Source organism: Pedobacter immunditicola (assembly GCF_037482985.1).
In the GTDB taxonomy this organism is placed as follows: Bacteria; Bacteroidota; Bacteroidia; order Sphingobacteriales; family Sphingobacteriaceae; genus Pedobacter; species Pedobacter immunditicola.
The window spans coordinates 137,863-156,819 of the sequence record NZ_JBBHKC010000008.1 but is presented as its reverse complement, the minus strand read 5'-3'; the positions used below and the strand labels follow the sequence as shown (position 1 = coordinate 156,819).

Annotated in this window: 18 protein-coding genes and 1 tRNA gene; 7 read left to right on the top strand and 12 right to left on the bottom strand. The window is 40.7% G+C overall.

The window, feature by feature from the left end; translation table 11 throughout:
- Positions 1-121: 121 nt before the first annotated feature.
- Both WG905_RS15270 and WG905_RS15265 read left to right on the top strand, forming a co-directional pair.
- Positions 122-367, top strand: a complete 246-nt coding sequence (locus tag WG905_RS15270; RefSeq protein WP_339592606.1) for a hypothetical protein — start codon at positions 122-124, stop codon at positions 365-367.
- A gap of 3 nt (positions 368-370) precedes the next feature.
- Complete coding sequence (locus WG905_RS15265) at positions 371-1,069, top strand: SRPBCC family protein (RefSeq protein WP_339592605.1); 699 nt, start codon at positions 371-373, stop codon at positions 1,067-1,069.
- A gap of 4 nt (positions 1,070-1,073) precedes the next feature.
- Here the strand turns inward: WG905_RS15265 and WG905_RS15260 are convergent, their stop codons facing one another.
- Positions 1,074-1,580 carry a DUF5362 family protein gene (locus tag WG905_RS15260; protein ID WP_339592604.1) on the bottom strand — a complete coding sequence of 169 codons (507 nt, stop codon included), beginning with the start codon at positions 1,578-1,580 and terminating at the stop codon, positions 1,074-1,076.
- Between the two features lie 119 nt (positions 1,581-1,699).
- On the opposite strand from WG905_RS15260, the gene ychF reads away from it, so the two are divergent.
- Positions 1,700-2,794, top strand: a complete 1,095-nt coding sequence (ychF, locus tag WG905_RS15255; RefSeq protein ID WP_339592603.1) for a redox-regulated ATPase YchF — start codon at positions 1,700-1,702, stop codon at positions 2,792-2,794.
- Between the two features lie 158 nt (positions 2,795-2,952).
- Here the strand turns inward: ychF and WG905_RS15250 are convergent, their stop codons facing one another.
- Complete coding sequence (locus WG905_RS15250) at positions 2,953-3,396, bottom strand: PepSY-like domain-containing protein (protein WP_339592602.1); 444 nt, start codon at positions 3,394-3,396, stop codon at positions 2,953-2,955.
- A gap of 684 nt (positions 3,397-4,080) precedes the next feature.
- Between WG905_RS15250 and WG905_RS15245 the strand changes: the two genes are divergently transcribed.
- Positions 4,081-6,231: an outer membrane protein assembly factor BamB family protein gene (locus WG905_RS15245; protein ID WP_339592601.1), complete on the top strand. Its 2,151-nt coding sequence runs from the start codon at positions 4,081-4,083 to the stop codon at positions 6,229-6,231.
- Between the two features lie 22 nt (positions 6,232-6,253).
- On the opposite strand, the gene mgtE is transcribed toward WG905_RS15245, so the two are convergent.
- Together mgtE and WG905_RS15235 are read right to left on the bottom strand one after the other, a co-directional pair.
- Positions 6,254-7,627 carry a magnesium transporter gene (gene mgtE, locus WG905_RS15240; RefSeq protein ID WP_339592600.1) on the bottom strand — a complete coding sequence of 458 codons (1,374 nt, stop codon included), beginning with the start codon at positions 7,625-7,627 and terminating at the stop codon, positions 6,254-6,256.
- Positions 7,628-7,840: 213 nt separating this feature from the next.
- Positions 7,841-9,253, bottom strand: coding sequence for an arylsulfatase (locus tag WG905_RS15235; protein ID WP_339592599.1), 1,413 nt, complete (start codon positions 9,251-9,253; stop codon positions 7,841-7,843).
- A 247-nt stretch (positions 9,254-9,500) separates the two neighbouring features.
- Between WG905_RS15235 and WG905_RS15230 the strand changes: the two genes are divergently transcribed.
- Positions 9,501-9,572 (top strand) — tRNA-Arg (locus WG905_RS15230).
- A 109-nt stretch (positions 9,573-9,681) separates the two neighbouring features.
- Here the strand turns inward: WG905_RS15230 and WG905_RS15225 are convergent.
- Positions 9,682-11,142 (bottom strand): carbon starvation CstA family protein, encoded by a 1,461-nt coding sequence (locus tag WG905_RS15225; RefSeq protein WP_339592598.1) that lies wholly within the window; start codon positions 11,140-11,142, stop codon positions 9,682-9,684.
- A 285-nt stretch (positions 11,143-11,427) separates the two neighbouring features.
- Between WG905_RS15225 and WG905_RS15220 the strand changes: the two genes are divergently transcribed.
- The gene (locus WG905_RS15220; RefSeq protein WP_339592597.1) at positions 11,428-11,586 is read left to right on the top strand and encodes a hypothetical protein; all 159 of its coding nucleotides are present in this window, start codon (positions 11,428-11,430) and stop codon (positions 11,584-11,586) included.
- A 1-nt stretch (position 11,587) separates the two neighbouring features.
- The gene (locus WG905_RS15215; protein ID WP_339592596.1) at positions 11,588-12,085 is read left to right on the top strand and encodes a hypothetical protein; all 498 of its coding nucleotides are present in this window, start codon (positions 11,588-11,590) and stop codon (positions 12,083-12,085) included.
- Here the strand turns inward: WG905_RS15215 and WG905_RS15210 are convergent.
- From WG905_RS15210 to WG905_RS15180, 7 genes are read right to left on the bottom strand one after another with little or no spacing between them, the layout of a single operon-like run.
- A complete protein-coding gene (locus WG905_RS15210) occupies positions 12,082-13,437 on the bottom strand; it encodes an alkaline phosphatase family protein (RefSeq protein ID WP_339592595.1) in 1,356 nt (451 codons plus the stop codon). The genes WG905_RS15215 and WG905_RS15210 overlap by 4 nt on opposite strands.
- Entirely contained in the window at positions 13,434-14,666 is a 1,233-nt protein-coding gene (gene eboE, locus WG905_RS15205; RefSeq protein ID WP_339592594.1) for a metabolite traffic protein EboE, read from the bottom strand. Before eboE ends, WG905_RS15210 begins: the two co-directional genes overlap by 4 nt.
- Entirely contained in the window at positions 14,666-15,841 is a 1,176-nt protein-coding gene (locus WG905_RS15200; protein WP_339592593.1) for a 3-dehydroquinate synthase, read from the bottom strand. Before WG905_RS15200 ends, eboE begins: the two co-directional genes overlap by 1 nt.
- 15 nt (positions 15,842-15,856) lie before the next feature.
- Positions 15,857-16,756 (bottom strand): UbiA-like protein EboC, encoded by a 900-nt coding sequence (gene eboC / locus WG905_RS15195; RefSeq protein WP_339592592.1) that lies wholly within the window; start codon positions 16,754-16,756, stop codon positions 15,857-15,859.
- An 8-nt stretch (positions 16,757-16,764) separates the two neighbouring features.
- Entirely contained in the window at positions 16,765-17,751 is a 987-nt protein-coding gene (locus tag WG905_RS15190) for a TatD family hydrolase (protein WP_339592591.1), read from the bottom strand.
- Positions 17,752-17,788: 37 nt separating this feature from the next.
- On the bottom strand, positions 17,789-18,481 hold the full coding sequence (locus WG905_RS15185) for an EboA domain-containing protein (RefSeq protein WP_339592590.1): 693 nt from the start codon (positions 18,479-18,481) through the stop codon (positions 17,789-17,791).
- Positions 18,482-18,485: 4 nt separating this feature from the next.
- Positions 18,486-18,857, bottom strand: coding sequence for a transmembrane 220 family protein (locus WG905_RS15180; RefSeq protein ID WP_339592589.1), 372 nt, complete (start codon positions 18,855-18,857; stop codon positions 18,486-18,488).
- Between the last annotated feature and the right edge of the window lie 100 nt (positions 18,858-18,957).

The window sequence follows — 18,957 nt, the reverse complement described above, 5'->3', positions numbered from 1 at the left end:
ATCCACCCTAGATGCATTGGTATTTGAAAGAGAATAAAACACTAGGGAACAAAATGTGTTATACCCTTGACCTTACTAAAGGCAATAACCTGATTAGTGAAACATTGATAATAATTTAAAAATGGGAGATTTAGAATCGCACAACCCTGAATTTGAGGTACAGGTAAATATAGACGGCACAGAAAAGACCGTATTGATTAAACCTGAAGAAACCAGTGATGGTGTGGAATATTACAACTGTATGTTTGAAGGTAAGCAACTGACCGAGATACGCGAGGATGTAAAGGGGGAATGGGAACAACTTTGGGGCAACCTCACTCAGGCGAAAGTTAATGCAATTGGTAAGGCAATTAAAGCTAAACAATAAGACATGAACACAGCAGGAAACAACTTAAACCTTCGTTCTGGCAATTTTTCTATAGAAAAACACCAGTATGAAAATATTGGTTTCAATGAGCGCTTGGCTTCCATGTTACTAGGGGGTGTTTTAATCGGCTCATCGCTTAAAAACCCCTTCAAAACCAGGTTTTTATATGGCATGTATTTTACTTACCGGGGCATTACCGGCAACTGCATATTTTATGATTACTTAGGCATTGACGGTAAAAAGCCACAGGCCATCAATATCAGGGGCGAGTTTGAAATTGATCTTCCTCCACAGGAGGTTTATGCCTATTGGAGAAATCTGAAGAACCTGCCGGGCACCATCAGCCGTTTACTGGAAGTAGAGATGGTAGATGAGCACCTTTCTACCTGGAAGACAAAAGTGCTGGGCAATTTTTTTGCTGTAAAATGGGAGGCAGAAATCGTTAAAGATGAACCCGGCCGATTAATAGGCTGGCAATCTGCCAAGGGACCTTTATTGCGCCATGTGGGCCGTGTAGAATTTGAAGAGGCTCCTGATGGCAATGGCACCTTAATGAAGGTCGCACTCTCTTACCGCCCATTGATCGGCGGCATTGGTGTAGGGATATCAAAACTGATAAATCCCTACTTTGAACACCTGTTAAAAAAGGAAATTAAGAATTTTAAATACAGGATTGAACATAAAACACCAGTGAACATTTAGTGAGTTAAGATGACATGCCACCGCTACCCAGGCCAGCACTACCCAATCCGCCAATGATCGCCATTAACATGACAAGGAAATACAATGCAATCAGTACAATCAGCAATACACCCCAAAACTTGAAAAACGACTTCAGGTTAAGCATGGCAACGCTCAGACTTTCCTGATCGCCATACAAAACCGCTTTTTTTACAGCATTAGAATGTTTAAACATTAAAAGGCTAGGGTAGAAATACAATAATGCCATCACCATGAAGTAAACGGTGATAAAACCCGGCCCCATGGCTGCCAAGGGGTTTCCCGGACTATAAGTTGCCAACAGGGAAACAAAAGCAGTCGCCGCAAAAGCGAAAAGAGCGATCAGGGCCGTAAACACAAAGCCTGCAATGGACAGGAACTTGGTCCATTTTGCCATGTCATAGAGGTAACTTCTGATATCCTCAGTAATGATCAGCGGCTTTTCAGGAGATTCCATTGAATTTCCCTGGTTTGTTTCTTCGATATTATCCATTTTTTTTGACGGCTTTTTTATTGCTTAAACATAGATATTATTTATTTTCTCTGCAAGTTTATTACCGCAGGGATTTAAAAATTTTGATACCTTTGCGCCAAATTAATACAAATCTATACATGGCATTACAATGTGGTATCGTGGGTTTACCGAATGTTGGAAAATCTACCTTGTTTAACTGTTTATCAAACGCAAAAGCTCAGGCAGCAAATTTCCCTTTCTGTACAATTGAACCTAATATAGGTGTAATTACCGTTCCTGATGAAAGGCTGAACAAGCTTGCAGAACTGGTTATCCCTGAGCGAATTGTTCCAAACACTATCGAGATTGTTGATATCGCGGGACTTGTAAAGGGCGCTTCTAAGGGTGAAGGACTAGGAAACCAGTTTTTAGGAAATATCAGGGCAACCAATGCAATTATTCATGTTTTGCGTTGTTTTGATGATGGAAACGTGATCCATGTGGATGGATCTGTTGACCCAATTAGGGACAAGGAGATTATTGATACCGAATTGCAGCTCAAAGATTTGGATACGGTTGTAAAACGGATCCAAAAGGTGGAAAAGATGGCAAAAACGGACAAGGATGCCAAAAGAACGTTTGAAATATTAAGCGTAATAAAACCTCACCTGGAAGGTGGAAACGCCGTACGTTCGGCTGCTTTAAATCAGGATGATTTTGAATACATCGCCGATTTGGGTTTACTGACTCAAAAACCAGTATTGTATGTTTGTAATGTGGATGAAAGTTCAGTGATCGATGGCAATGCTTATGTTGATATGGTGAAAGAAGCCGTAAAAAACGAACAGGCAGAGGTATTGGTTATTTCAGCGAAAATAGAATCTGAAATTGCTGAGCTTGAAAGCTATGAAGAACGCCAGGAGTTTTTAGCTGACCTGGGTTTAACAGAATCAGGCGTCAACAAATTGATTGTTGCTGCGTACCGTTTACTTGATTTATATACTTATTTCACTGCAGGTGTAAAAGAAGTAAGGGCATGGACCATCACTAAAGGATTTACCGCACCACAGGCTGCCGGGGTAATCCATACTGATTTTGAAAAAGGTTTTATTCGTGCAGAAGTTATTAAATACAATGATTTTGTAACCCTTGGTTCAGAAAATGCTTGCAAGGATGCAGGAAAATTAGGTGTCGAAGGTAAAACTTATGTTGTGGAAGATGGCGACATTATGCACTTCCGCTTCAACGTTTAAAGATAGCGCTAAATCTATAGGTTAATAAAAATGCAGCTTCAAAAGAGCTGCATTTTTCATTGGTATATAAATTGGTTATTCATTGCTATTTGTAAGCTGCGAACTTATGATGGTTTCATTAGTATAGATTTATTGGTATTCTTTTACTCCAGCTGATCTCAGTCGGCAGCTTCTCTGATAAATTTGGCATCAGGTGCATACCAAACAACAACGTCTGGCGTGCCTTCAATATCAATTTTATAAGTAATTTCGCCACCAGTATCGATGCGGTCCACGTCATCAATTCGTCCCTGAGGATACTTTGTTTTGATGCTCTTCGCTATGTTAGCTGGAAGTTTTGATTTGTGTATATCTTTCTCTAAAGATATAATTTTGCCCCTGGCCGAATACAAAGCTTTATGATCTACTCTGCCTATATCAAAATCTGCTTCATAATTTGATCCTTTCATTTCCCAATCTACATTTTTTGCTTCAGGGAAAACTTTGTCGAAAGCGGTTTTTACTGCAGCAGGAAGATTTTTAACCGCTATATCCTGAGCATTGCTGCTGGCAATCCCTCCAACCAGGAAGAATATCGCCAAAATCGTGCTTTTGTGATTCATAACAATCAAACAGCTACCGAAAATAATTGTTTAGTCTTGTTTCGCTGAATTCAAAAATCCGTTTTTAACCGTTATAAATAGTAAGAATTTTAATTGACTTAGTATTCACCTATTGATAGGGTTTTTCTTATCGCTAAGGTTGTGGCTATTATGGAAGAATCGAATTCTAAAGTACTGAACATGTTTTTTTAAGCACATAAATGTACAGTTATTCCTATATATTAATTAGTTTTCGCCCCCGATAGCCAAGCATATAGAAAGTCAACATGAAATGACAAAATGTAATCTGAGCTAATACGTAAACCAAAATTGATGCAAAGTTTCAGAAGTTGATGATAAGTATTATTATCAATGGGACTAATCAAAAGTAATAATCAGAGAAGTAATCATTAAAACAAGTTGCCACCAATATTAATTTCGAATTGAGCAGTAGTTTACGCAAAATTCGCACACAATTTTCACTTTTTATTCTTTAGCTTTCGAAACCAACTATGAACCTGTGACCAATGGCTTGTTCAAAGACAGAGTTAAACGAATTACTACGGCTCGTCGCTATTTATAATAGCCAAGCAACTTAGGGGAATCCCATACCTGGACTGGGGCGTAATGACCGGAGTGGCATTCACAGCGAAGGAACTGTTACACGAATTAGTTCGAGGGCGACCTCAATAATCAATTAACACTATGAAGCTAACGCTTGTAATTTTAGCAATAACAACATTGGCATTGTTCTCCTGTCAGCGGTCTAAGTCGTTAGGAAGCAATTATAAAGAATGGGCAACTTATGCCGGCACAAAGGACGGCTCTCGGTATACTGCACTGGAAAACATCACTTTGCAAAACGTGTCCGGGTTGAAAATTGCGTGGACTTACAGCTCCAAGGACAAAGATCCCGGGAATCGTACACAAAATCAGTGTAACCCCATCGTGGTGGATGGAAAGCTGTATGGCTCTACACCTAGGCTGAAACTGTTTTCGCTCGATGCTTCCACGGGTAAACAAAACTGGCTTTTTGACCCCGCCAAACTTGACACATCCAGCAAAAAGGACCCAATGGCGTTTTTCAAAGTCAACCGCGGACTAGTTTACTGGGCAGATGAAAGCGGCAACAACAAGCGTATCTTCTATAACGTTGGCAGCCGCGTGTACGCGATCGATGCCTTAACCGGTAGACTGGTATCCAATTTTGGAAAAGAAGGTTATCTGGACCTAACGAAAGACCTCGGGAAGGAAGTACATTCTTTTATTGCCTCTACCACCCCCGGGGTGATCTATAAAGACATGATCATCATAGGAATGCGGGTTGCCGAAAGTGAAGATGCAGCTCCTGCACCAATTCGTGCATATGATGTGCGTACGGGTAAATTAAGGTGGAGCTTCAATACCATTCCGCACCCTGGCGAAAGGGGTTACGAAACCTGGCCAGACAAGGACGCCTGGAAGAAATTAGGTGGAGCCAACAACTGGGCTGGAATGTCCATAGACGAGAAACGGGGCATTGTCTATATTCCGACCGGCTCTGTTGGAGGCGACTTCTACGGGGGCAACCGAAAAGGGCAGAACTTGTTCGCTAATTCCTTGATAGCGCTGGATGCCTCCACAGGGAAATACATCTGGCATTACCAAATAGTCCACCACGACTTGTGGGACCGGGACCTGGCTGCAAACCCAAACCTGCTAACAATAAAGAAGGATGGTAAAACCATCGATGCGGTTGCCCAGATTACAAAGCACGGTTACATCTTTATGTTTGACCGCACAAACGGAAAACCGATATTTCCCATTGTCGAAAGACCGGTTAGTACAAAGGGACTGCCTGGTGAAGAACCATGGCCTACACAGCCATTTCCAACTTTACCTGAACCCTTTGCGCGGCAGCACTTCAGCGCCGCTGATATAACTGACCTGTCTCCAGAAAGTCATAAGGCGATGATGGCTAAATTTTTGAAGGTAAAGAACACCGAAATGTTTAGTCCCCCAAGCAAAGAAGGCGGCTGGATCTTCCCGGGGTTTGATGGTGGCGGAGAATGGGGCGGTGCGGCCGTTGACCAGGAAACGAAAATCATGTATGTGAATGCCAGCGAGCTGCCATGGGCACAAGTAATGATCGACGTTCCAAAAGGCGATGTCCGAGATCATACACTAGCAGGAGCCGGACAAATTGTCTATAACAAACATTGTATATCGTGCCATGGTGTGGACCTTAAAGGAAACGGAGCTACAATTCCCGCACTGACCAACCTAGATCAGAAATACAACGCAACACAGGTAAGAACAGTTATAGACAATGGCCGCAACATGATGCCGGCTTTTAAGGGGATTACAGATGAGGAAAAACTGGCTATTATCGCTTTCTTACTCAAACTTCCAGAAAAGGAACCTATGGAGCCCGTGAACACAGAATTGCCACAGGTGCCCTATACAATGTCGGGTTACGACCGGTTCATTGATAAAGACGGTTACCCGGGTATAAAGCCACCATGGGGAACGCTGAATGCCATAAACTTGCAATCAGGTAAATTGCTCTGGAAAGTCCCACTTGGAGAATTTTCGGAACTCACAAAGAAGGGTATTCCCGTTACCGGTACTGAAAACTATGGCGGGCCGCTGGTCACCAAAGGTGGCCTGGTATTTATTGCAGCTACTAAAGACGAAAAGATCAGGGCATTTGATAAAAAAACCGGTAAGGTTGTCTGGGAAGCGCGTTTACCTGCAGCAGGCTATGCCACGCCAGCGAGTTATGAAGTAGATGGAAAGCAATACATCGTCATTGCGTGTGGTGGTGGTAAGATAGGCAGCAAGTCGGGCGACACTTATGTAGCTTTTTCGCTATAGATTTTGTACACTAATATTGGAATTAAAGAAGTATACCTTCCAGGAACATCACTGCTACGGAGAAATAAATAATCAAACCGGTAACATCCACCAGTGTAGCCACAAAAGGAGCTGAAGATGTTGCAGGGTCAGCGCCCAGTTTCTTCAGTAGCAAAGGCAGCATTGAACCGGCAAGTGAGCCCCAAAGCACTACCCCTACCAGGGATACACCTACAGTAGCACCGATGAGCATCCAATGGGGACCATACATATCTGAAAATTGGGAGCGTAGAAATATGGTGGAAAAACCAATAACACCTAATACAATGCCGAGCATTAAACCGGAGACAATCTCACGGCGCATGACCCTCCACCAATCAGCAACGGTGATCTCCCCTAAAGCCATGGCTTGTATAATTAAAGAAGAAGCCTGTGAGCCACTGTTACCACCACTGGAGATAATCAAGGGAACAAAGATGGCCAAAATTACTGCTTTGGCAATATCGGCTTCAAAATGCGACATAGCCGCTGTCGTGAGCATCTCCCCAAAAAACAAGATCGCCAGCCAGCCTACTCTTTTTTTGAAAAGCCCAAATAGTGACATATCGAGGTAAGGCTCATTTAGCGCAGCTGTACCCCCTATTTTATGCATATCCTCGGTATACTCTTCATTGGCAATCCAAAGAATATCATCCACGGTTACGATACCCAATAAAATCTCATGATCGTCCACTACCGGCAGGGCCACCCGGTTATTCATTCTGAAAACGTTAATGGCCTCTTCCTGCGGGTCACTCACATTAAGCGCAATAGACCGGTTGTCGGCAAGGTCCCCAATCAGGACCTCAGGATCGGCCAGTAAAATTTCCCTGATCCTGATGTCATCCAGTAATACGCCATTTTTATCAATAACGTAGATGACATCAATGGTTTCTGAGTTTTTTCCATACCGGCGAATGTGCTCCAGCACGCGGGCTACTGTCCAGTCCTTTTTAACAGCTACATAGTCCGGTGTCATTAAACGGCCAACACTGTCCTCCTCATAGCCCAATAAAGCCAATGCTTCAATACGATCTGTTGTAGGAAGCAGTTGGATCAGTTTGGCTACCGCATCGCCTTTCAGCTCACTGAACAGGGAAGTCCTGTCATCTGGCGGCAGCAGATTAATTAACTCGGCAAGTTTTGTTCCCGAAAGTTTTTTAATAATTCTCTCCTGGGTTGGAAAGTCGAGGATCCTGAAAACATTAACCGCCCGGTTAATAGAAAGCGTATCTATAAATTTTACTGCATGTTGAGGAAGCTCATCTATAAGGTGTTCTACATCCGAGATGTTCAGATTATCGAGGTAATCTTTTAATTGTGCATCATTGCCCTGTTCTACCAGCTCAACTACTTCTTCAACAATCAGTTCTTCCATAAAATATCACCTATTTTTTACATGTTTCAATGCTTTATCCGGATTGCAAAAGTGAGGTTTTATTTTCAGAAAACGTGTTTTTAACAGGAGATTATTTGATTTACTCAGCCAACTGAGGACCAGAAGGTTAACTTAAGTTGATGTCAAAAAAGAATAAAATCAGTGCCTCATGCTTTCAAGATCTTCAACGAAGGCCTTCAAAGCAATTCATTTTTAAGGTTGAAAAGGAAAGTCTTTATTCTCGACACGGGATTCTTTCATGATGTGGCTGATTTGCTTAACCACTTCTGGATACTTCGTGCTGAGGTCTTTTGTTTCCTGAGGATCTTTTGAAAGATCAAACAACTGGATGGGTGCATTTTTGACTTTTTTCACATTTAAACGGACGCCTTTCCAATCTCCCATGCGCACCGCTTGTCGGCCGCCATCTTCATGAAATTCCCAATACAGCGAAGCGTGTTGTGCTTGTGTACCATTTGAGCTCAGGGTAGGTAAAATAGAGATCCCATCGATATTTTGCGGCTGCTTTTGTTTCAATAAATCAGCGAACGTAGGCATGAAATCCCAGAAGGCACCGACATGACTGCTTTCAGCACCTTTTTTTATTTGTGCAGGCCAGCTGATGATCATCGGTTCACGGATGCCACCTTCATACAGATCCCTTTTTACCCCTCTGAAACCGCCGCTGCTGTTAAAAAAATCAGGCATGTTGCCACCCTCGCGATGGGGGCCATTGTCGCTGGTAAATACAATCAGGGTGTTTTTTTCAATCCCCAGGTCCTTAAGTTTTTTAACCACTTCCCCCACATATTGATCCAGTTTGCTTACCATGGCTGCATAAGCAGCTTTAGGATAAGCCTGTGGCTGATACCCTACTCCATTCCATGTTGTGGCAACGGGCTGTCGGCTTTCCTTAAATTTCTTTTTATAACTTTCAAAAACTGGATCCCCGGCAGGCAATTGCAGGCCAGCATGGGGCAAGGTATACGTGAGGAATAACAAAAAGGGCTTATCGCGGTTGTTTGTTAAAAATTGCATGGCGTTCTTTTGGATGAATTCCGGCGCATAGTCCTGCTGCTGAGTCAGCGTATTGGTAAGTGTGATTCGATTGGTATTCTCCCAAAGATGCCCAGGAAAGAAATTATGCGACTGACGCTGACAGTTATAGCCATAAAACTGGTCAAATCCCTGGTTATTTGGCGCCCCTGAAGAACCGGGAAAACCCAATCCCCATTTACCAAACAAACCTGTAGTATAACCCGCATTTTTGAATAACTCCGCTATAGTAAAAGTAGAATCCGGTAATGGCAACTGGCCTTCCGGTTTAATCTCATAGTTACCACGGATTGGCGCATGTCCAGTATGCTGACCCGTCATCAGCGATGCACGTGAAGGCGCACAGACCGAAGTTCCTGCATAAAACTGGGTAAAGCGGATGCCATTGGCAGCCAGCCGATCAATATTTGGGGTTTTAATCAACTTTTGACCGTAGCTTCCCAAATCGCCATAGCCCATATCATCTGCTAAAATAAAAACAACGTTGGTCTTGGTTTGTGAAAACGCAGGGACAGTAAACCATACTGAGCTCAATACAGATAAAATGATGACAAGGCGGTTTTTTTCCATAAGTACATATTTGTTAAAAACTGATGTAGCTATCTAGATCAGCTTTTAAATTGACTGTAAAATATGTAGTATAGCTGCAGGAAGCAAATTTTAAAGGACAAAAAACAACCGCAAACGTTTGATTAACGTATCAAATGCGGGTCCGTTTGCAAAAAGAAGGCATCAGCCAGGCCAAAAAGTAAATACTTTCTAAGATTAGAAATCAGATTTCGAATAACCCAATGAATATTATATATTTGCGACCATTGTTCCCGTAGTTCAATGGATAGAATGTTAGATTCCGGTTCTAATGATGGGGGTTCGAATCCCTTCGGGAACACACAAAACCGCCTTTAATTAATTTTAAAGGCGGTTTTTATTACCCAATCACCAAATTCCCCTAAGTGATACTTCCTTGTAATTAGCGATGTGTCTTGTTAGCGCTAAAATCAGTTCACATCCACTTCTTCCAATTTCTTTAGCTCCGGCGATTTTTGTCTTTTTACAAAAACCAGGGTTGCAATGAAACTACCGATGGCGACAAGAATCCCAGTCATGTAGGAAACATTTTTACCGAGATGTAAACCTTCAGGTGCAATAAAAATATAGGTGACTACAACGGCCGTCATAAACACTGCCGGAAAGAATGATATCCAGTAAAACTTTTTCTCCTTGATCAAATAAGCCGTCACGGTCCATAATACGACTGTTGCCAGCGTCTGGTTTGTCCAAGCAAAATACCGCCATATAATCGAAAAATCTAAACTTAAAAGTCCTAAAGCGATGATAAATAAAGGAGCGGCAATGATTAAACGATTTGAAATGGGCGTCTGGTTATATTTAAACAAGTCAGCAATAATAAGCCTTGCACTCCTGAATGCTGTATCACCAGAAGTGATAGGGGCAGCAACAACGCCTAAGATCGCTAAAGCACCCCCCACCTTACCTAAAAGTGAGTTTGATATCGTACTGACGATCAATGCTGCATTTCCACCACTGGTGCTCATTTCACTATTTAAAAAATCAACGCCTCCGAAAAAGCTCATGCTAATGGCCGCCCAGATTAAAGCTACTATTCCTTCTGTAACCATGGTACCAAAGAAAACAGCTTTTCCTTGTTTTTCATTTGTCATACATCTAGCCATTAAAGGAGATTGTGTAGCATGAAAACCTGAGATCGCCCCGCACGCGATCGTTACAAAAACAAATGGAAAAATGGGAAAACCAGCAGCATTATGGTGCATGTTGGTTAAGTTATCAAAAGTCACCTCTGGAATCGGCAGTTTATTATAAAACATCATCCCAAAAATCCCTAAAGCCATAAATAACAACGCAACCCCGAAAACAGGATATATTTTGCCAATCAGTTTGTCAATAGGCAAGACTGTCGATAACACGTAATAAATAAAAATAACAGCTAACCAATAAAACAGACTGCCATTAGTTCCGGTTAAGTCCATTAATATTTTGGCTGGCCCCATGATAAACACAGTTCCCACCATAATTAACAAAATGATGGAAAACACCCGCATAAATTGCTTTACCCAACTACCCAGATAATAACCGGATATTTCGGTTATACTTTCCCCTTTGTGCTTAACAGACAACATTCCAGAGAAGTAATCATGAACCCCACCGGCCAGAAGCGTACCCAAAACAATCCAGACAAAAGCTACAGGACCCCACATTGCACCTGCTACAGCGCCGAAAATTGGCCCGAGTCCTGCAATATTCAAAAATTGAATTAAAAAGATTTTCCAGAGTGGTAACGCGACAAAATCAATTCCATCAGCGTGAGTATAAGCTGGAGTAGCGCGGGTTGGATCTGCGCCAAAAATTCGCTCGCAAATTTTTGATAGAAAAAAATATCCGACTATGAGGACACAGACTGCAATAAGAAATGAAATCATTGTTTAGTTTAAGTTTATGGTTTAAAATTATGGTTAGATTCAGTTGAGGTTAAACAGTAATTGTAAATATATTGGGGCGACAACTACCAGGGTAAATTTACAAAGCAAAGTTTTTCCTAGTAAGCAAGATATAAATTCATATTGAATCTCTACATCAACCGGCGTAATAATTGTAAATAAATCTCACATTTCGTTTACCCTGCGTTAAATTACATTTGATGATGATTAAGAAAACAAGACAGTGGGTAATTATTCGTTTATCTTTATACCATTAGCATCGCTATTATGAAAAGTAAATTAAGCATCCCTCTTTCAATACTTGCCATCACTCTATTTATGGCTTGCTCAAACGACCCCAAATCATCGCAGGAAGCTGTAGCAATTGACAGCACAAAAATTAAAGACAGCCTGGCTAAATCTGAAACCAACAAAATAGAAGAATAAAGTGCTTGGTAATATCACGTTTGGCGTATCTGAAACGCAATTCGAACAGGATTTAGCTCAGTTCAAAAGCACACTGGAACACAATGAATTTCAGACTGTCTTCGTCATTGGAGACTACATTGTTTCTGATATGAAAGGAAGTTTTGACAACCACAAGCTATACAAGCTAACTACTTCTGGCGATTTCATACCTTACCAAAGGTATAAGGAAGAGCTGCTTCCACAGGTAGAAATCCTTAAAGCTTTGATCTCTAAAAGCTATGGGGAACCTCATTCAGGCACTGGAGCACCAGCGGGGAATACGATCGAAAAAGATTATAGCTATCTCGCCTATGCGTGGAATATTGGCAGCAAAAGGATTGAAATAAGGGTCACAAATAGAGATTTGTATTATACAGCAGATTTAAAAATATACCAACCCGAAGTTGAAGAGCTGATAGAAAAAAGAGAAGCCGATAAAGACACAAGAACTATCGAAAAGGCAAACGACGTGCTTTAGTCTCCCATTAAAGCACCCCAAATCACATCATAAACTTCAGTTGCCTGCCGATTGGCGTCGTTTATTTTTTCATCCGTAATTAAAACGGGAAAATAAGAAGATGCTACATTCACACTACCATGTGATCCTTTAATTAAATTGGCATCCAAAGGAATAACATCCATCACATACCTAAAGCCAGCCTTCTTTTTCAACAACTTATATGCAGCACGAAACTTCGACGACAAGAACATTTCTACGGGATCATATCCTGGTTTTTTAAAAATGTCTACACATCGCGCATAATCAGGTGCTTTGGCATCATCTAACCAGAAATAATAAGTAAACCAGCTTTCTGGAGCAGCAACCAACACGAAGTCACCGGCCCTGTCATGATCAATACCATGAGCTTTTTTACCTTCCTCATCTAAAACCAAAGCAATACCAGGAGTTGCCTTGAGCAAAGTTTTCACCTGATCGACAACACTTTTATCATTGATATAAACATGGGCAATCTGATGATCTGCTACCACAAATGCTTTTGAAGCACCGGCATCCAAAAGTTCAAGTCCACGTTCCATGCGTAATTGAAGTAAGCCATGATTTCTAAATAACCTGTTCAGGTGAACAGGATCATTTACCGGAACAATACCATACTCAGAAAGAATAATGATGTTTGCATTTTTTGCCGTATAAAAATCCACCAGGTCTTTAACAACAGCATCAATATCATTTAAATCCTTTCCAATTTTATTAAAGTCATGTCCGAATTTTTGAAGGCAATAATCTAAATGAGGTAGATAAACGAAAGTCAGCGTGGGATTATACAGCTCTTCGGTAATTTTCGTGGCATCAGCAATCCATTTAGAGGAAGTAATATCTGCTCCAGGCCCCCAAAACTGAAATAAAGGGAAGGTACCCAGTTTTTCATGTAAAATATCTCTCAGTTCAGGTGGTTGAGCATAACAATCCGGAAGTTTTCTGCCATCGGCTAAATAATTGGGTCTGGGCGTTACCGAATAATCCGCTGAAGAATACATATTATACCACCAAAATAGATTGGCACAGGTAAAATCAGGATTCTCTTTTTTAGCTTTATCCCAAATTTTATCAGCCAGCACAAGCTTGTTAGATTGCTTCCAGAATTTTATTTCTGAATCTATTTTATCATACCAGCCATTTCCAACTACACCATGCACTTTTGGCGTCTGCCCTGTTAAATAGGTCGATTGTACCGCTGTGGTTACTGCTGGCAGCATGGGTGTTATCGTAGCCAAATGCTTTTTTTTACGATAACTCTCCAAAAAAGGTGTGTGCTTTCCAATCAGGTTTGAGGATAACCCCACAACATCTATGACAACAGTTTTCTTCATTGGTTGTTATTTGTTTTCAATGGTAATGAAACTTTAATCACCCAGTTTAATTCATCGATGATAGACTGGGCAACGGGTAGTTTAATCTTCTCTGGCAACACTTCCCATGTGTAAGTTTCCACTTCTAAATGATTGGTAAAGCATTGTTCTTTTTGGAGTTCAAGCACTTTCAAAATATCATCCTGTGTAGATTGTAAAGAACCTATTTCTTCAAGGGATATAGGCACATGAAAATGTGCTCTCCATTGTTCCATATGAGGATGTTCAAAATCAGCGAGTGCCTGTGGCAGATCAGGATAACGAATCAAGCTTCCATCACTTTGTTTAGCAACCACCTGGTGCAGGTAAGTCGTTTCATTAAATTTGCTGAAACTCTCCTTGATTTCTGCTCTTGCCGCAGCAGGTCTATTTAAGTTGGCTTTTAAGGCAGCACTAATTTGAATTTTCCCTACACGGAGGCCTTTTTCCTGAAGTTCTTTTAAAACAACTTCATGATTTTCATAACCAATAGAGAAATGACACACATCGTAACACAAGCAAAGATGCCTTTTTATGCTTTCTTCTGCTGCTATTGCAGAAAGACCAAAACATTCCATGAATACAGGTACACCGAATGTCAAAAGATTATCTTCAAACCACGTGATGTACTCCTTGCCGCTTTCCAGCATCCCATCGGGCTCTGGCTCCACATCTAAATGCATTAAACATTCACTTTCAACATAAATAGTGTGCAACTCCTTCAACACTTCAATGATGTTTAAGGTGGCCTTCTCTTTTGCCTGGTCTGCATCCCCTATCGATGTAAACCAATGTCTGTACGTGAGTGGCGAAGTAGAAATCCCACCATCGATATCCGGGGGCAGCAATGACTGGAGGATTTTAAATAACCGGATGGTATAATCTTTACGTGCGGTGGTTGTCCAATCTGGACGATGAACATTTTCTTTAACAACCGTATGATGAAAATCTCCGTAGGGGAAGCCATTCATGGTAAAAACATAGGCGTTGTTTTCCTTCAGCCATTGTTTAAATTCAGTTAAGGCAACTGGATTGATCAACTGCAGGCTTGCCGCCTCAGACACTCTTAAACCTATCCCAAAAGGCTGATCGGGAGCAATAGATTTTTTAATGATGGGCAGATTTTTTTTCAGGATATCAAAATCTTCCGTCCAATTCTTTCCAGCATGAATATTTGTACAATAAGTCAAATGGCCTAGAGCGGTTTTCATCAGTAGTTGTTTTTTAAGGTGATAGCGCGATCATGAACATAAGCTAAAATATATCGACTGGCTTCCACTAACAGCGGCATTTGCATTTCATGTACCTCAGCTTTTTGACCAAGATCTGTTAATAAGGTAATGGTCAATTTCCCGCCAAGGTGTTCCTGAAATTCGGTCAATCCCTGTAAAACAGGTGCTGCTAAATCATTGATTTGAATATGAGGATTGATGATATCAAAAGAAAGATTCCCAAGTAAATTCAAAATGCGCAATAGTTTCTCTTCACTTAACCATCCTAATAAATAGGAATAAGCACTATCCAGAGCAATTCCCATGGCTACAGCCTCCCCATGGGTGATGGTGAAATCACTCAACTGCTCAATTTTATGGGCACTCCAATGACCGAAATCCAAAGGCCGGGCAGAACCTGTTTCGAAAGGATCTGTTCCACCGATGTGCTCCAGGTGAAGCTGTGCACAACGCTTGATGAGGAAATCCATGGATTCAACATTTCTTTTTCCCAGGGACTCAGCATGACTTTCTATCCATAAAAAAAAGTCATGATCTTTAATCAGTGCAACTTTTATGGCCTCAGCAATACCTGACCGATAATCCCGGTCAGACAAGGTTGATAGAAATTGATTATCATTAAATACAGCCGCCGGCGGCGAAAAAGTGCCAAGAAAGTTTTTTTTACCTTTATAGTTTACGCCATTTTTCACCCCAATCCCAGAATCATTCTGCGAAAGAACAGTAGTTGGGATCCGAATATGTTTTATACCCCGGTGAGCCACTGTTGCAGCAAAACCAACCATATCCAATACAGCTCCACCGCCAATTGCGGCAATGTAGGAATGCCGGTCAACACCATACTTATTGACAGTTTCAATAACCTGGTCAAGAAGTTGAACTTCATTTTTTGACACTTCTCCACCGGGAACAATCAAAATATCCTGGACCAGGTTTATATTATTATAGTGCTGAAAATAGGCTTTGATTTCGTTTAAAAGATGTGGATGAGCTTCAGCAACTTGTTGATCGACTACAAAAAGTATTTTGCGATTCGCTGACGGATCAACAATAAAGAAGTTAGACAACATAGGGTTACTCAACTTAAAAATTGATGTCGTAAAAAATATTCTATACTGAAAACTTACACTAAAAGACTGTTCTAAATAACTCATAGGTTGATATGCAGACTAAGTAACGGCAAATTTTTTACTCAGCCATAAGGATAATGGTAATAAAATAATAATGAGGACGGCTATTTGCCAGTTACCAAAGGCACTCGCCCATGCGGCATTCAATAAAATTAATGCAATGACACCTGCCTTTACAGCTCTGCCAATATGAGGTCCGCTGGGCAGATGAATGGCTTTGAGAAGCGGACCAAAAATCATCCATGTAAAAGGCAACAAAAAGAGGAAAGTGATAACAAAATGCTGCATCATCATAGCGATAACTAAAACAAACGCAATCACAATCACATAAAGAAAAGCAGCCAAGTAAAGGCTTTTTTTACTTCCTCCATGTACCTCTCCTCTACTGATCATGGTGATTGAAGCAATATAGATGATTGGTATAATGGCTACAAACCACCAAGCTTGAAGTTGTGGCGGTAATATACTAACCCCTAAAAGTAAATTTAACCCTCTGCATAAACCCATATTTAAAGGCCCCAACAACTTGTCATGCTTAGCCCACTTATTATACGTTAAACAGGCGATCACAATTGAAATAGAAAGGATGAATGATACAAAACTACAGAAGGCTGCAGCCACTACACCGATCACAAAAAAAATAGCACCAAATAAAGACGCTTCTCTTACAGTAATCAGTCCACTTGGAATAGGTCGCTCTGGTCTTTCGATTTTATCCAGATCGGCATCAAAAACATCATTAAAAATGATTCCCCCACTGTATAAACCTACTGTAGAGATACATATAAAAATCACAGACAATACATTGGTTGAAAATAGGACATCCGCTGAGCCAAGGTAATATCCGGAAATAGCAATCCCCGCAAGAACATCAGCCACAGCAGTCACCACATTTGCAGGACGCATTAACCGGATGTAACCTAATCGTTTTTCCACCATAGATACCTTTAAGAAATAATAATAGAGTTTTTATCTATCCTTGGTTGTTGTCCCCCTCTTAAAATGGAATTATGCTCATACTTTTGTCCCTGATCAACAGTTTTCACTGTCATAAAATCACTTTCATCGAGCTGTCCGCTCTGAGCAAAAGCATTTAATGCATTTCTATAGGTAACCAATTCGATATCTTCAAGACTAATCCCGGATCTTTTCATTAATGCTGCAGATTTAGGTACAGCCAGGGGATCACTAATTCCCCAATCGGCGGCAGAATTGATCATAACTCTTTCTGAACCATATTGTTTCACAATATCTACCATCCTTTCATTCCCCATTTTAGTAAATGGATAAATGGTAAATGCAGCCCAGAAGCCCCTGTCAAGCACTTCTTTTACGGTTTCTTCATTATTGTGGTCCACGATAACAGCCGAAGGTGAAAGTCCATGTTCCAACGCAATGTCCATGCTTCTTTGTGTACCTTTCTTTTTGTCGCGATGAGGGGTATGAATCTGAACAGGCAGGTTAGCCTCTTTTGCCAGTTCCAATTGCAGGCGAAAATATTTATCCTCAGCCGGAGTCTGGTCATCAAAACCAATCTCACCAATCCCCACTACACCCTCTTTATAAATAAAGAGCGGCAGAATCTCCATCACCTCTGCTGCTAACTTTTCATTATTGGCTTCCCTTGAATTCAAACCAATGGTACAATAATGTTTAATGCCGAATTGTGAAGCCCGGAATCTTTCCCAGCCCAACAAACTACTGTAATAATCAAGAAAACTACCCACAAAAGTTCGAGGCTGACCAAGCCAGAAAGCGGGCTCAATCAAAGCCACAATACCTGCATCAGCCATGGCCTGGTAATCATCAGTAGTTCTGGAGGTCATGTGTATATGTGGATCAAAAAACTTCATCCCCCTGATATCACTCAGATCAAGCACACTGGCTATCTTTTCGCCTTCAGCTCTTTCTTTAAAATTTTCATTACAGCACATAATGTTTATTATTCTTTTTATTTAATACACCTTCCAATTAAACCAGCAATCTATAAATTTCTTCATTCACAGTTCTATGAGCAGCTAAACGTTCTTCAATATAATCATTTAGTGCTGCTGCAAGCCTGGTGTTTACTCTTTCCGCTAAACCTATTATATGATTAACATTTTTTTCTGTAAAGAAAGCTTTGAGTATCATTTGATTCCAGGCCCCTTCTGAAAGAAAATGTGCAGGATATGGATTGTGATACATAATAGCTTCCAATACAAGCCCGATATTACTCCGTATGCCCTCTTCGCACCTGAAAATCCACTCTTCAGGATAACCCAAAATAGGTAATGCTGAATAAAGAGCTACTTGTTCATTCATTTCTGCAGACTCAAAAAGGTCGTTGATCTTTTTGAGGTAAGAAATTTTATCCTGTTGTGGGAGTTGCATTAATATCCAGACCCGACATAATCGTTCTAATGTCCATCCTTGTAGATTATAACCCCGAAGGAACGAAGTGATCACAGCAAGTTCCGCAGCTTCTAAACTAACCATTTGTTTGCCTGTAAACCTGGGGATTTGAGCAAAAAGCAGCCTCAATTGAAAAGAATTTGATTCAGTATTGACGGCGTCTAATTTACTTTCTAACCATAAAAACGCATCGGCTTTCAGATTCCTCTTTATAATGACCAATAAGAGGTCTTCGATTTCTTTTTTATCCCCGCTAGTGATTAAACTCATGATTTTAACTGGTAACTACAAAATAATTGATAGCCAGGGCGCCGCTTATAATGAGTAATCCAAAAAACTCTCTGGCCTTTTCAATATAAGGCTTGGTTGCTTGCATACTTTCCACCAAACTTGGTCTCCCGTAAACACCGATCCAATCTTTCACCCCGTCCTTATCAAAAAATAAATAGACTGCGTAGATCAGGTAAAAGCTAATAGCTATCAAATAAAGCGTAGGATAATATAATTCAAATACAGCCAGGCCACAACAGGCAGCAGCAACTAAGTAAATGGGTACCCACAACCAGGAGTCTTCATCATTTAAATTTACGTAAGCAAATAAGATAAATGAAAGGCAGAAAACTGAATTCAGCACATTAAAAAACATACAATATTATATTTGATTAAAGGATGTTCAATATCTAAATTTTTAACAGAATGACTGCTAATTTTGTTGATTTTAATTCATTGTCTACCTGAATTTATTC

Bases quoted from the DNA above. Each gene is read 5' to 3' on its own strand.
- WG905_RS15270 (WP_339592606.1), top strand. From the start codon at position 122: ATGGGAGATTTAGAATCGCACAACCCTGAATTTGAGGTACAGGTAAAT.
- WG905_RS15265 (WP_339592605.1), top strand. From the start codon at position 371: ATGAACACAGCAGGAAACAACTTAAACCTTCGTTCTGGCAATTTTTCT.
- WG905_RS15260 (WP_339592604.1), bottom strand. From the start codon at position 1,580: ATGGATAATATCGAAGAAACAAACCAGGGAAATTCAATGGAATCTCCT.
- ychF (WP_339592603.1), top strand. From the start codon at position 1,700: ATGGCATTACAATGTGGTATCGTGGGTTTACCGAATGTTGGAAAATCT.
- WG905_RS15250 (WP_339592602.1), bottom strand. From the start codon at position 3,396: ATGAATCACAAAAGCACGATTTTGGCGATATTCTTCCTGGTTGGAGGG.
- WG905_RS15245 (WP_339592601.1), top strand. From the start codon at position 4,081: ATGAAGCTAACGCTTGTAATTTTAGCAATAACAACATTGGCATTGTTC.
- mgtE (WP_339592600.1), bottom strand. From the start codon at position 7,627: ATGGAAGAACTGATTGTTGAAGAAGTAGTTGAGCTGGTAGAACAGGGC.
- WG905_RS15235 (WP_339592599.1), bottom strand. From the start codon at position 9,253: ATGGAAAAAAACCGCCTTGTCATCATTTTATCTGTATTGAGCTCAGTA.
- WG905_RS15225 (WP_339592598.1), bottom strand. From the start codon at position 11,142: ATGATTTCATTTCTTATTGCAGTCTGTGTCCTCATAGTCGGATATTTT.
- WG905_RS15220 (WP_339592597.1), top strand. From the start codon at position 11,428: ATGAAAAGTAAATTAAGCATCCCTCTTTCAATACTTGCCATCACTCTA.
- WG905_RS15210 (WP_339592595.1), bottom strand. From the start codon at position 13,437: ATGAAGAAAACTGTTGTCATAGATGTTGTGGGGTTATCCTCAAACCTG.
- eboE (WP_339592594.1), bottom strand. From the start codon at position 14,666: ATGAAAACCGCTCTAGGCCATTTGACTTATTGTACAAATATTCATGCT.
- WG905_RS15200 (WP_339592593.1), bottom strand. From the start codon at position 15,841: ATGAGTTATTTAGAACAGTCTTTTAGTGTAAGTTTTCAGTATAGAATA.
- eboC (WP_339592592.1), bottom strand. From the start codon at position 16,756: ATGGTGGAAAAACGATTAGGTTACATCCGGTTAATGCGTCCTGCAAAT.
- WG905_RS15190 (WP_339592591.1), bottom strand. From the start codon at position 17,751: ATGTGCTGTAATGAAAATTTTAAAGAAAGAGCTGAAGGCGAAAAGATA.
- WG905_RS15185 (WP_339592590.1), bottom strand. From the start codon at position 18,481: ATGAGTTTAATCACTAGCGGGGATAAAAAAGAAATCGAAGACCTCTTA.
- WG905_RS15180 (WP_339592589.1), bottom strand. From the start codon at position 18,857: ATGTTTTTTAATGTGCTGAATTCAGTTTTCTGCCTTTCATTTATCTTA.